Origin of the sequence: Mesorhizobium sp. C089B, from assembly GCF_030323125.1 — a bacterium.
In the GTDB taxonomy this organism is placed as follows: domain Bacteria; phylum Pseudomonadota; class Alphaproteobacteria; order Rhizobiales; family Rhizobiaceae; genus Mesorhizobium.
The window spans coordinates 4,540,078-4,552,427 of record NZ_CP100469.1 but is presented as its reverse complement, the minus strand read 5'-3'; the positions used below and the strand labels follow the sequence as shown (position 1 = coordinate 4,552,427).

10 protein-coding genes are annotated in these 12,350 nt (G+C 62.6%); 9 read left to right on the top strand and 1 reads right to left on the bottom strand.

The annotated features are described in order from the left end of the window. Positions 1 to 75: 75 nt before the first annotated feature. From hemE to NLY44_RS22400, 9 genes are all read left to right on the top strand, one after another. Positions 76 to 1,107 (top strand): uroporphyrinogen decarboxylase, encoded by a 1,032-nt coding sequence (gene hemE / locus NLY44_RS22445; RefSeq protein ID WP_023685041.1) that lies wholly within the window; start codon positions 76 to 78, stop codon positions 1,105 to 1,107. Further along, positions 1,107 to 1,649: a protoporphyrinogen oxidase HemJ gene (hemJ, locus tag NLY44_RS22440; protein ID WP_023685042.1), complete on the top strand. Its 543-nt coding sequence runs from the start codon at positions 1,107 to 1,109 to the stop codon at positions 1,647 to 1,649. Before hemE ends, hemJ begins: the two co-directional genes overlap by 1 nt. Before the next feature lie 163 nt (positions 1,650 to 1,812). Next, on the top strand, positions 1,813 to 3,078 hold the full coding sequence (gene rho / locus NLY44_RS22435) for a transcription termination factor Rho (protein ID WP_023672113.1): 1,266 nt from the start codon (positions 1,813 to 1,815) through the stop codon (positions 3,076 to 3,078). A gap of 170 nt (positions 3,079 to 3,248) precedes the next feature. Next, positions 3,249 to 4,172, top strand: coding sequence for an aromatic amino acid exporter YddG (yddG, locus tag NLY44_RS22430; RefSeq protein WP_023805862.1), 924 nt, complete (start codon positions 3,249 to 3,251; stop codon positions 4,170 to 4,172). Positions 4,173 to 4,635: 463 nt separating this feature from the next. Continuing rightward, positions 4,636 to 5,958, top strand: a complete 1,323-nt coding sequence (gene mnmE, locus NLY44_RS22420; protein WP_023672115.1) for a tRNA uridine-5-carboxymethylaminomethyl(34) synthesis GTPase MnmE — start codon at positions 4,636 to 4,638, stop codon at positions 5,956 to 5,958. A 328-nt stretch (positions 5,959 to 6,286) separates the two neighbouring features. Beyond that, the gene (gene mnmG / locus NLY44_RS22415; RefSeq protein WP_023805863.1) at positions 6,287 to 8,161 is read left to right on the top strand and encodes a tRNA uridine-5-carboxymethylaminomethyl(34) synthesis enzyme MnmG; all 1,875 of its coding nucleotides are present in this window, start codon (positions 6,287 to 6,289) and stop codon (positions 8,159 to 8,161) included. Then, a complete protein-coding gene (gene rsmG / locus NLY44_RS22410; RefSeq protein ID WP_023708807.1) occupies positions 8,158 to 8,790 on the top strand; it encodes a 16S rRNA (guanine(527)-N(7))-methyltransferase RsmG in 633 nt (210 codons plus the stop codon). Before mnmG ends, rsmG begins: the two co-directional genes overlap by 4 nt. 65 nt (positions 8,791 to 8,855) lie before the next feature. Beyond that, on the top strand, positions 8,856 to 9,653 hold the full coding sequence (locus NLY44_RS22405; RefSeq protein WP_023805864.1) for a ParA family protein: 798 nt from the start codon (positions 8,856 to 8,858) through the stop codon (positions 9,651 to 9,653). 61 nt (positions 9,654 to 9,714) lie between these two features. Further along, on the top strand, positions 9,715 to 10,602 hold the full coding sequence (locus NLY44_RS22400) for a ParB/RepB/Spo0J family partition protein (protein ID WP_023805865.1): 888 nt from the start codon (positions 9,715 to 9,717) through the stop codon (positions 10,600 to 10,602). Between the two features lie 265 nt (positions 10,603 to 10,867). Here NLY44_RS22400 and holA read toward each other — a convergent pair whose 3' ends face one another. After that, a complete protein-coding gene (gene holA, locus NLY44_RS22395; protein WP_023805866.1) occupies positions 10,868 to 11,911 on the bottom strand; it encodes a DNA polymerase III subunit delta in 1,044 nt (347 codons plus the stop codon). Between the last annotated feature and the right edge of the window lie 439 nt (positions 11,912 to 12,350).

Here is a 12,350-nt window from a genome sequence, read left to right as displayed (position 1 = left end):
CAACAGACTCTTAGAATCAGAAAATTCTAGAAATAGACTATTTAATTATAGAGAAGGCAGGGAAGAGAGCGCTCAATGCCCGAGAACCGCATCGTGCTGGACGTGCTGAGAGGCGAGGCAGTGTTTCCGCCGCCGCTCTGGATGATGCGCCAGGCCGGGCGCTATCTGCCGGAGTACCGCGAGACCAGAAAGCGCGCCGGGTCCTTTCTCGATCTTTGCTACAATCCTGATCTGGCCGTCGAGGTGACGCTGCAGCCGATCGAGCGCTTCGGCTTCGATGCCTCGATCCTGTTCTCGGACATTCTGGTCGTGCCGCATGCGCTTGGGCGCGATGTCCGCTTCGAGGAGGGCCGCGGGCCGCTGCTGACGCCAATCACTGCAGCTCAGATTTCGGCTCTCAACGGCGAAACGTTTCACGTGAATCTCGAACCCGTCTACGAGACGGTTCGCCGGCTGCGGGCAAGATTGCCTGACGAGACCACGCTGATCGGCTTCTGCGGCGCGCCGTGGACGGTGGCGACCTACATGATCGCTGGCCACGGCACACCCGACCAAGCGCCGGCGCGGCTGTTTGCCTATCGCGAACCGACGGCCTTCAAGCATCTCCTGAAAGTGCTCGCCGACCACTCCGCGGCCTATTTGATCCGCCAGATCGAAGCCGGTGCCGACGTGGTGCAGATTTTCGATTCGTGGTCCGGCGTGCTTGATGATGCGTCTTTCGATCAGTTCTGCGTGCAGCCGGTGGCGGAGATCGTCAGGCAGGTTCGTGCGGTTCATCCCGATGTTCCGATCATAGGCTTTCCCAAGGGCGCCGGCGCCCGCTACGAGACCTATCGTGAGAAGACCGGTGTCACGGGGCTGGGGATCGACTGGACCGTACCCCTGGCGGCGGCGAACGAACTGCAGCGCTCGGGTGCGGTCCAGGGCAACCTCGATCCCTTGCGGCTCGTGGCCGGCGGCAAAGCCCTGTCGGACGGCGTCGATGCGATCCTCAAGGCGCTGGGCGACGGACCGCTGATCTTCAATCTCGGCCATGGCATCACGCCGGAGACGCCGGTGGCACATGTCGAGGCGATGGTGAAGCAGGTGCGGAGCGCGACACGCTGATGGCTCAATCGGATAATACGCGCGGCAACAGCACTCGTGGGGCGATGATGCGGATGACCATCGGCATCGGAGTGCTGGTTGTTCTCACCGCACTTTTGTTTTTCTTTGCGCCTGAGGGTTTCTATCCCTGGGCGAAGGCAATCCATATCCTGGCCGTCATCTCCTGGATGGCCGGCATGCTCTATCTGCCGCGATTGCTGGTCTACCACGCCGACGCAGAGAAGGGGTCCGTCCAATCGGAGACCTTCAAGGTGATGGAGCGGCGTCTGCTGCGCGGCATCATCAATCCGGCGATGATCGTCACCTGGGTGTTCGGGCTTTGGCTTGCCTGGAAAGTGTTTGGCTTTCACGGCGGCTGGCTGCACGCCAAGATAGGCTTGGTGCTGTTGCTGTCGGGCGTGCATGGCTATCTGGCCGGTGCTGTCAGGAAATTCGCCGAGGACCGCAATGAAAAACCGGCGCGGCACTGGCGAATCGTCAACGAGATCCCCACATTGCTGATGATCGCCATCGTCATCCTGGTTGTCGTCAAGCCGTTCTAGGCCCATTTCGGTCGACAAAACGCAGCTTGCTCTTTCCCCCGACCGACGATAAAAGACGGGTCTTCCTTCCCGTCATGCGCCGCCCTTGATTGCTTTCGGCCGCGCCCGGCATTTATCGCATCCAGCCGATATATTTTCCCCAAAGCAGATTCAGAGTCCGTCTATGCAAGAAATGAAACTCGCAGAGTTCAAGAACAAGAAGCCGCCAGAGCTGATCGCCTATGCCGAATCGCTCGAAGTGGAAAACGCCAGCGTCATGCGCAAGCAGGAACTGATGTTTGCCATCCTGAAGAAACTGGCCGCCCAGGACGTCGAGATCATCGGCGATGGTGTGGTCGAGTTGTTGCAGGACGGTTTCGGCTTCCTGCGCTCAGCCAACGCCAATTATCTGCCGGGTCCCGACGATATCTACATCTCGCCCTCGCAGATCCGCCGCTTCTCCTTGAAGACCGGCGATACCGTCGAAGGGCCGATCCGCAGCCCAAAAGAGGGCGAGCGCTATTTCGCCCTTCTCAAGGTCAACACGATCAATTTCGACGATCCCGAAAAGATCCGTCACAAGATCCATTTCGACAATCTGACGCCGCTCTATCCGACCAAGCGGCTGAAGATGGAGATCGACAATCCGACCGGCAAGGACATCTCGTCGCGGGTGATCGACCTGGTGGCGCCGATCGGCAAGGGACAGCGCGCGCTCATCAACGCGCAGCCGCGTACCGGTAAAACGGTGCTGATGCAGAATATCGCCCACTCGATCACGGCCAATCATCCGGAATGCTATCTGATCGTACTTCTGATCGACGAACGGCCAGAAGAAGTGACCGACATGCAGCGTTCGGTGAAGGGCGAGGTCGTGTCCTCGACCTTTGACGAACCGGCGGTGCGCCACGTCCAGGTCGCCGAAATGGTCATCGAAAAGGCCAAGCGCCTGGTCGAGCATGGCCGCGACGTCGTTATTCTGCTCGATTCGATCACCCGCCTCGGCCGTGCCTACAACACCGTCGTGCCGTCCTCCGGCAAGGTGCTGACCGGCGGTGTCGACGCCAACGCGCTGCAGCGGCCGAAGCGCTTCTTCGGCGCGGCCCGCAACATCGAGGAAGGCGGCTCGCTGACCATCATCGCCACCGCGCTGATCGACACCGGCAGCCGCATGGACGAAGTCATCTTCGAAGAGTTCAAGGGCACCGGCAACTGCGAAATCCAGCTCGACCGCAAGGTCGCCGACAAGCGCATCTACCCGGCCATGGACATTTTGAAGTCAGGCACCCGCAAGGAGGACCTGCTGGTCTCCAAGCAGGATCTGCAGAAGATCTTCGTCCTGCGCCGCATCCTGGCGCCGATGGGAACCACCGACGCGATCGAGTTCCTGATCGACAAGCTGAAGCAGACCAAGACCAACGCCGATTTCTTCGATTCAATGAACACGTAAGCAGTTTCACCGGATCATCGGTCATGCATGAAACCCCGTTCCGGGAAACCGGGACGGGGTTTTTCATTGCGGGGGCAAACAGGTCGCATTTCCGACAGGGCGTGGCCTTGGGCGGCAATTTCCATCGCTGTCGTCATGCGAGTAATCCCGTCTCGAAGATCGGAGGCCGCATGAAAACAATCCCGACCCTGATCGGCTTCTCGGCCATCCTGACATGGTCGTTCCTGGCGCTGCTTTCGACGGCGGCGGGACCGATTCCGCCCTTTCAGCTGGCGGCGATGACATTTCTGCTTGGCGGGTTGGTCGGCGCGTCGAGCTGGCTTGTCCGTCCGGCGGCGATCAAGTCGCTGCGCCAGCCGTGGCAGGTCTGGGCGCTCGGCACAGCGGGGCTGTGCATCTACCACTGCGCCTATTTCTTCGCCATCCAGTCGGCGCCGCCGGTCGAGGTCAGCCTGATCGCCTATCTCTGGCCGTTGCTGATCGTCGTCTTTGCCGCCTTCCTGCCTGGAGAAAAGCTTAGGGCCCATCACATCGCGGGCGTCGTGCTCGGCCTTGCCGGCGCCATTGTGGTGATCACCAAGGGCGGCACGATCGGACTGGCCAATGGTGTGATGAAGGGGCATGTCATCGCGCTGTTCTGCGCTTTCATCTGGGCCGGCTATTCGGTTTTATCGCGCCGCTTTGGCAAGGTGCCGACCGATGTGGTCGTCGGTTACTGCTTCATCACGGCTGCGGTCGCCTTGGTGCTGCACCTCACCCTTGAGACCACCGTCTGGGCACAGACGGCGACGGAGTGGAGCGCCATCGTCATCTTGGGCGTAATACCGCTAGGCGCCGGCTTTTACGCCTGGGACTATGGCTGCAAGCACGGGGACATCATGATCCTCGGCGCCCTCTCCTATGCCGCGCCCCTCTTCTCGGTCATCGTGCTTCTGCTGGCAGGCTTTGGTGTGTTTCACTGGTCGGTGGCTGTTGCTTGCATCCTGATCACGGTCGGAGCGGTGGTCGCGGCCAAGGATTTGCTGTTCGGGCCGCGGTCGCCATCCATTGATGCGACGCCGCTTCCTTCGGCGTTGGACGGAAACACCGGTTGACCTGCCGTCGCAACAGCGGCTCGGTTCCTACGGATCCGGCGCCACGGGCAGGATAGCCGGTGCATAGCTCCGGTCTGCCGGTTGGCGGCCGGATGCCACTGGCCAATGTTCGATCGATTCGCATGCGTTCCGATCGGGGCGACAATATCGGCGTGACGCGGGTCGGGATTCTGATTCGCAGCCGGAACGAAGCTTGCCTGTCGGGGGCGAAGGTCCAGCTTCACGGCTCGGGGCCAGGCACAAGCGTTAATGATGCGGCCTGCGTAGGGCTTGCTGGCCCGCCCAGAACTGCTTGGCGTCGGAATTAGGACCCGCCTGCTCGCACATGGATGACAAGGCGGCTATACAGATTTGGTAATGCCCGGCCGCTCCTCGCGATCGACCTTGATATTGACGAACAGCCGGTTCATGACGGCCGTGGGATTGTCGACCGGACAGCTAGGCGACCGGTGAGAACGGGCAAATGATTTCAGGCGATTCGATTGTTGCGCTGTCCAGCGGCCGCCTGCCTGCCGGCATCGCTGTCATCCGCATCTCCGGACCAAGAACTCGATTCGCTGTCGAAACGGTTGCCGACGGCATGATCAAGGACCGGGTTGCGACCCTGCGCAAGCTCCGAACAGTGGACGGGTCGCTTATCGACAACGGCCTGGTGCTGTTTTTTCCGGGGCCGAACAGTTTTACCGGCGAGGATGTCGCCGAGTTCCACGTCCATGGCGGCCGCGCCGTCGCCAGCAAGATGCTGGAGATCATTGCCGGGTTTGACGGCGTGCGTCATGCGGAACCTGGTGAATTTACGCGCCGGGCTCTTCTCAACGGCAAGCTGGATCTGGTCGAGACGGAGGCGTTGGCCGATCTGGTCAACGCCGAAACCGAAGCGCAGCGGCGCTTTGCCGTGCAGAATGCCGAAGGAGTGCAAAGCGAACTCTATCTTGGCTGGCGCCGTCGGCTGATCCATGCACGGGCGATGATCGAGGCGGAAATCGACTTCGCCGACGAAGACGACGTGCCCGGTTCGGTTTCGGACACGGTTTGGTCCGATGTGCGCGCAATGGTGGGCGAGATCGGCCGGCATGTCGATGGCTTCCATGCCGCCGAGATCATCCGTGACGGGTTTGAGGTTGTCATCCTCGGTGCACCGAACGCCGGCAAATCCAGCCTGTTCAACGCGCTGGCCAGGCGTGAGGCGGCGATTGTTACCGACGAGCCCGGCACGACGCGGGACTTGCTCGAAGTGGTGCTGGATCTCCACGGAGTGCGGGTCAGGGTAACCGACACCGCGGGCCTGCGCGAGTCGCCCGGCAAGATCGAAGCGATCGGTATCGAAAAGGCGCGGGCCAAGGCGCATACGGCTGACCTGGTGCTGTTGCTGGAAGATCTGGCGGACCCTACTGCGATCGGCAACATGCCTGTTGACGCCCCGGCTTTGAGAATCGGCACCAAGGTCGATCTCTTGAAAGGTTCGCCGCGATCAGAGGCGTATGATGCGTTGATATCGACGGTGGACGGCACTGGTTTGGCTGAACTGCTGGCTGAGATCGGCAGGCGCGCCGCGGCTGCTATCGGCGATGCCGGTGACATCCTGCCGTCTCGGTTGCGGCATGTGGAGCTGCTCAATGAGACCAGGCGCTTTCTGATCTCGGCTTTGTCGGGGCAAGAGTGCGGCCAGGAGCTACGGGCGGAGGAGCTGCGTCTTGCGGCGGACCGACTTGGCCGGATTGTCGGCGCGGTGGATGTCGAGGACCTGCTGGACGTGATCTTTTCGCAGTTTTGCATTGGAAAGTGACTCACGTGAAACATGACGGGGCGCTGGTATGAGTGACTCACGTGAAACATAGGGGCCGCCCAAGTGCGTTTCACGTGAAACGAGACGGTTGGCAAAAGGGCAAGTGGCCGAAAGCCTGCACCGCCCCTCATTGTCCCCGTTCATGGGAGAAGATGCCGGAAGATAGATAAGGGGCAGCGCCAAACGAGGCTTCGCCGCTTCCATGACTCACGTGAAACACCTCTGCGGCTTTCAGCACTCCGGTCCACGTGAACGAATCAACCTGCAATCCTTGACAGCGTCCTCTCGTGGGACATGTGTCGGGAAATCTCTGAATCTGGAAGGGACAATGATCGATCACTATGACGTGGTTGTGGTAGGCGGTGGCCATGCCGGGTGCGAGGCTGCGAGCGCTGCCGCGCGCGCCGGCGCCAGGACCGCGCTGGTGACGCTGCGCTTCGACACGATCGGTGTCATGTCCTGCAATCCAGCGATCGGCGGCCTCGGGAAGGGCCATCTGGTGCGTGAGATCGACGCCATGGACGGGCTGATGGGCCGCATCGCCGATGCTGCCGGCATCCAATTCCGCCTGCTCAATCGCCGCAAAGGCCCTGCCGTGCGCGGGCCGCGCACGCAGGCCGACCGCAAGCTGTATCGGCTGGCCATGCAGGAAGCGATTCGGCAGCAGAACGGTCTCGACGTCGTCGAAGGCGAGGTTCTGGACTTCGACATCGTGGATGGACGGGTCGCCGCTGTGCGCCTGGCCGGCGGGCGCCGGTTGGCGTGCGGCGCCGTGGTGCTGACCACCGGCACCTTTCTTCGCGGCCTCATCCACATTGGCGACAGGAAGATTGTCGCCGGGCGGATGAACGAGCAGGCGAGCCTTGGCCTGTCGGCGACGATGAGCCGCGCCGGTTTCGCGCTTGGACGGCTGAAGACCGGCACGCCGCCGCGGCTCGATGGCCGCACCATCGACTGGGCGTCGCTGGAAAGCCAGGCGGCCGACGAACATCCAGTGCCGTTCTCGCTGCTCACCGACACAATCAAGAATCCGCAAATCCATTGCGGTATTACGCGTACGACGCCGGCGACGCACGCGCTGATCCGCGCCAATCTCGGCCGCTCGGCCATGTATTCCGGCTCGATCGAAGGCGTAGGTCCACGTTACTGCCCGTCGATCGAAGACAAGATCGTCAAGTTCGGCGATCGAGAAGGTCATCAGATATTCCTGGAGCCGGAAGGGCTGGACGATGACACCGTCTACCCCAATGGCATCTCGACCTCCCTGCCCGAAGACGTCCAGCTCGACATTCTGAAGACGATCCCGGGCCTGGAACGCGCGACCATGCTGCAGCCCGGCTACGCCATCGAATACGACCATGTCGATCCGCGCGAGTTGGAGCCGACGCTTGAGACCAAACGTATTGCGGGGCTTTTCCTCGCCGGTCAGATCAACGGCACCACCGGTTATGAAGAAGCCGGAGCGCAGGGCCTGCTCGCCGGGCTCAACGCCGCGCGCAAGGCGGCGGCCGACGACCAAATCGTGCTCAGCCGCACCGAAGCCTATATCGGTGTGATGGTCGACGACCTCACCAGCCGCGGCATTGCCGAGCCCTACCGCATGTTCACTTCGCGGGCGGAGTTTCGCCTATCGCTGCGCGCCGACAATGCCGATGAAAGGCTTACGCCTCTGGCAAATCGGCTGGGTATCGTGTCGCCGGAGCGAACGCGGCGGTTCAATCAAGTCACACAGGATCTTGATAGGGCGCGCGAACTCGCAGCTGCGACAACGATGACGCCCAACGAAGCAGCGCGGCATGGGCTGGAGATCAACAGGGACGGCGTGCGCCGCTCCGCCTACGAATTGCTCGCTCATCCCGGCGTCGATATCGCCTGGCTGGCCCGTGTTGCGCCGGCCTTTGGCGCAATCGACCTCAAAACCGCCGAGCGGCTCGAAACGGAAGCGAAATATTCGGTTTACCTTGATCGCCAGCAGGCAGATGTCGCACAGATCCGCCACGAGGAAAGCCGGTTGATCCCGGCGTCGGTGGATTTCGCCGATGTTCCCGGCCTGTCCAATGAGCTGAAGCAGAAGATGCTAACGCGTCAGCCCCGGTCGATTGCTGACGCGCAGCGTATGGAAGGCATGACGCCGGCGGCGCTGGCAATCATCGTCGCGCACGTCCGCAACGCTGAAACGGCCGCGCAAAGGGCCGTTGCGTGAGCGCTGCCTCATGGGCGAGCCTGCAAGAGGCCGCGGGACCGGTTTCACGTGAAACATTCGATCGGTTGGTGACGTTCGAACAGTTGTTCCTGAAATGGAACCGCAGCATCAATCTGGCCGCGCCGTCGACGCTGGACGATGTCTGGGGCCGCCATATTCTGGACAGCGCGCAGCTGGCGCGAATCGCCCCCCAGGCCAAACGCTGGGCCGATCTTGGTTCGGGCGGCGGTTTTCCGGGCCTGGTAATGGCCTTCCTGCTGGGCGAGCGCGACGGCGCGTCGATCGATCTGGTCGAGAGCAACCGCAAGAAAGCATCGTTTTTGCAGGCGGTCATTGGCCAGTTCGGTTTGCCGGCACGGGTCGTCGCCCGGCGCATCGACGACAGCTATGCGCTTGTTTCCGCACCGGAAATCATCACGGCGCGGGCGCTGGCCGCGCTGCCGGCGCTGCTCGATCTGTCGGCGCCGTGGCTGACCAAGGGATCGCGGGCGCTGTTCCACAAAGGCCGGGATTACCGCTCCGAGGTGGAAGAAAGCACTCACCGCTGGGCTTTCGATCTGGTAGAACATCCGAGCATGACCGACGCCCATGGCGTCATCCTCGAAGTGACCGATCTGCGGACGGCGTAAGCTCTCCTTCGCAACCTTGGCGACGCAATGAATACCTGGCCCACATGAATACCTGGCACAGACCCATGAAAACCGGACCTCGCACCATCACCGTCGCCAACCAGAAGGGCGGCGTCGGCAAGACCACGACCGCCATCAATCTGGCCACGGCGCTGGCCGCCATCGGCGAAAAGGTGCTGATCGTCGATCTCGACCCGCAAGGCAATGCCTCGACGGGTCTCGGTATCGACCGCAAGGACCGCACCGTCTCCTCCTACGATGTGCTGACCGGCGAACTGGGCCTGGAAGAGGCCGCCATTCCAACGGCGGTGCCCGGCCTGTCGATCGTGCCGTCGACGCTCGATCTGCTCGGCATCGAGATGGAAATCGCCTCGGCGCCGGATCGCGTGCTTAAGCTGCGCAACGCGCTGCGCGCCGCCACCGAGCGCGGTGCGCCGTTCGGCTATGTGCTGATCGACTGCCCGCCCTCGCTCAACCTTTTGACTTTGAATTCAATGGCAGCAGCCGATTCTGTTCTTGTGCCGCTGCAGTGCGAGTTCTTCGCGCTGGAAGGGCTAAGCCAACTCCTGGAAACGGTGGAGCAGGTGCGTCGTTCGATCAATCCAGACCTGATCATCCAAGGCATCGTGCTGACCATGTATGACGGCCGCAACAACCTCGCCAACCAGGTGGTGCAGGACGTGCGGGCACATATGGGCGACAAAGTCTACCAGACGATCATTCCTAGGAATGTGCGGGTGTCCGAGGCGCCGTCCTACGGCAAGCCGGCAATCCTCTACGATCTCAAGTGCTCAGGCAGCCAGGCCTATCTGCAGCTGGCGTCCGAAGTGATCCGCCGCGAGCGCAAATTGCGCGCCGCTTGATTAGGCAGGGTCGATAAACAAGCCGATCCGTCACCGAAACCATCAAGAATCTGGAATTGAGATGAGCGAAGACCTTTCGAGAAAGAGACTGGGGCGTGGACTGGCGGCGCTGATCGGCGAGATCGACCGCCCGGTGGCAGCCGAAAAGCCGGGCTTGAATGCGGACGGCAAGGTGCCGATAGAGTTCCTGAGCCCGAACCCGAAAAACCCGCGCCGGCACTTTGGCGACGCCGACCTGACCGATCTCGCCCAGTCGATCCGCGAACATGGCGTGGTGCAGCCGGTGGTGGCGCGGCCTTCGCCGACGCAGGCCGGGCGCTATGAGATCATCGCCGGCGAGCGACGCTGGCGCGCCGCGCAGCGCGCCGGGCTGACCGAGATTCCGATCATCGTGCGCGACGTCAACGACCGCACGGCGCTCGAACTGGCGATCATCGAGAACGTCCAGCGCACCGACCTCAATCCGGTCGAGGAGGCGCTCGGCTACCAGCAGTTGATCGACGATCACGGCTACACCCAGGCCGATCTCGGCAATGTCATCGGCAAGAGCCGCAGCCACGTCGCCAACACGCTCAGGCTGTTGAAGCTGCCCGACGTCATCCGAGACATGCTGGTCGACGGCGCGCTGTCAGCCGGTCACGCCCGGACGCTGGTCACGGCGCAGGATCCCGCCGGGCTAGCCAAGCAGATCGTCGAAGAAGGGCTTTCGGTGCGCCAGGCTGAGGCGCTGGCGCAGATGCCGGCGGGCGGCACGCCGCCCAAGGCAAAACCATCACACGGCGTATCGGGCAAGGATGCCGACACGCTGGCGCTGGAAAAGCTGATGACCAACACGATCGGCATGATCGTGACCATCGAGCACAAGGGCAAGGGCGGCGCGATCCGCGTGGACTACCGCAGTCTGGAGCAGCTCGACGAGCTATGCCGGCGGTTGAAGGACGAGCGGTAGAAGGTTGAGGTTGCGCCATATTTAGCCGGCGAATGAAGTTCTGGCTTAGGATGAAGGGCTGGCGGTGCCGGCCCTTCTTTTTATTGGCGATTGCCGAAGGGATCGAACTGCTGATCTCCCCCTTGAGGGGGAGATGGCCGGCAGGCCAGAAGGGGTCGTCTCGCATCAAGTGCCGACCTCGTTTGTCGTTGCGAAAGGCGCCAGCGCTCCACGCGCGGCGACTCCCTCTGTCGCCTTTGGCGACATCTCCCCCTCAAGGGGGAGATCACCGCTGCGCCAGCCTCGCGCTCTCCACCGCAATGCCGAGCAGCGCCTGCCGTGCCAGCGCTTCCGACAAATCCGGCCTGCGCCTGGTCTGCAGCACGGCCGATTGCAGCCGGTTCAGCGCGCGGCTGAGCGCCTCGACGTTCCAGCGCTCCAGCGCCTTCTCCACCAGCTTGCGCCGCGAGAAAAACACCGGCGGACGGGCGCCGGCCATGGCCGAGGCGGCGTTGCGGCCGGCGGTGTCCATCTGGCCGCGCATGACCTGAAGCTGCTGCAGCTGCCGCATCGCCGAGGACAGCACCAGGAAAGGATGGCCGCCGGACAGGCAGTGGCGGGTGAAGGCGGTGTCGAAGTCACCGATCTTGCCTTCCAGCACAGCATCGACCGCGTCGTCGAAGGAGGCGCCGGAGACGTCGCCGGACATCGCCCTGACGTCATCGAGGCCAATGTCCTTCTGGCCGTGGGCGTAAAGCACCAGCTTTTCGATTTCACCGCGTGAGGCCAACCGGTCGCCGCCGAGATTGCGGCGCAGCGCCTGGCGTGCGTCGAGCGCCATCGACATGCCGGCCTTGCGCAACTCGTCGTCGATGACGCTGTCGATGTCGCGGGCTTCATCGGCGTAGCAAGGCAGCGCCATGGCGGTGTCGGCGGCCTCGACGATCGCGCGCAGTCCGACGCCCTTTTTTAGGTCGCCGGCCTCGATGAGAATGATGGCGTCGCGCGCGGGCTCCGCGGTCAGCGCCTTGACGTCCTCAGCCAGGGCCTTCTGACCGCTGGCATTTCGCACCCACAGAAGCCGCCGGTCGGAGAACATCGGCACGGTGCGGGCTTCGTCGAGCAGCCGGCCCTGGTCGCGATCGACCTCCGCGCCATCGAGCCGGACGACTGAGAACGGATCGTCGAGCGACAGGCCGGTTTTCGCGGCAAAGGCTTTGGCCCGCTCGGCGACCAAGCCGCGGTCGGGACCGTAAAGCAGGACGATCGATATGCGCGCGTCAGGCTTCGCCAGCCACGAATCGACCTCGTATCCTTTTTTCTGCGCCATGGAGGGTGGTTAGCATGATGCGGTCGCTGAGTGAACGTTCTCCAAAGCGTTCGAGACCTTGGCACCCTTCCTCTCCCTCCGGAGGGGGGAGAGGTGGCTCGGCGAAGCCGAGACGGAGTGGGGGAGCCACGTGACAATCGCCGCGAACGGACAAAGGAAGGGCACTATCTCAAGCATTGCCTAGCGCCCAAGGGTCGACCCCCACTCCGTCGAGCTTCGCTCGACACCTCTCCCCCGATCACGGGGAGAGGAAAGCGCGAGTTCGCGGACCTTGGTGCTTCATCTCTCCCGGAGGCCGTGAAGTGACTATCTGCTGGAAATCCTGCAAAACTTTGCGCCTAATTGCGCGCCGCTCCCCAACATCGACAAGAAATTTCGCCGACATATCTGCATCTTGCGGTCGCCCGCCGGCCGTGACGCCGGATGGGTTGCGGCGCCC

Coding starts and splice junctions, on each gene's coding strand:
- hemE (WP_023685041.1), top strand. CDS start 76: ATGCCCGAGAACCGCATCGTGCTGGACGTGCTGAGAGGCGAGGCAGTG.
- hemJ (WP_023685042.1), top strand. CDS start 1,107: ATGGCTCAATCGGATAATACGCGCGGCAACAGCACTCGTGGGGCGATG.
- rho (WP_023672113.1), top strand. CDS start 1,813: ATGCAAGAAATGAAACTCGCAGAGTTCAAGAACAAGAAGCCGCCAGAG.
- yddG (WP_023805862.1), top strand. CDS start 3,249: ATGAAAACAATCCCGACCCTGATCGGCTTCTCGGCCATCCTGACATGG.
- mnmE (WP_023672115.1), top strand. CDS start 4,636: ATGATTTCAGGCGATTCGATTGTTGCGCTGTCCAGCGGCCGCCTGCCT.
- mnmG (WP_023805863.1), top strand. CDS start 6,287: ATGATCGATCACTATGACGTGGTTGTGGTAGGCGGTGGCCATGCCGGG.
- NLY44_RS22405 (WP_023805864.1), top strand. CDS start 8,856: ATGAAAACCGGACCTCGCACCATCACCGTCGCCAACCAGAAGGGCGGC.
- NLY44_RS22400 (WP_023805865.1), top strand. CDS start 9,715: ATGAGCGAAGACCTTTCGAGAAAGAGACTGGGGCGTGGACTGGCGGCG.
- holA (WP_023805866.1), bottom strand. CDS start 11,911: ATGGCGCAGAAAAAAGGATACGAGGTCGATTCGTGGCTGGCGAAGCCT.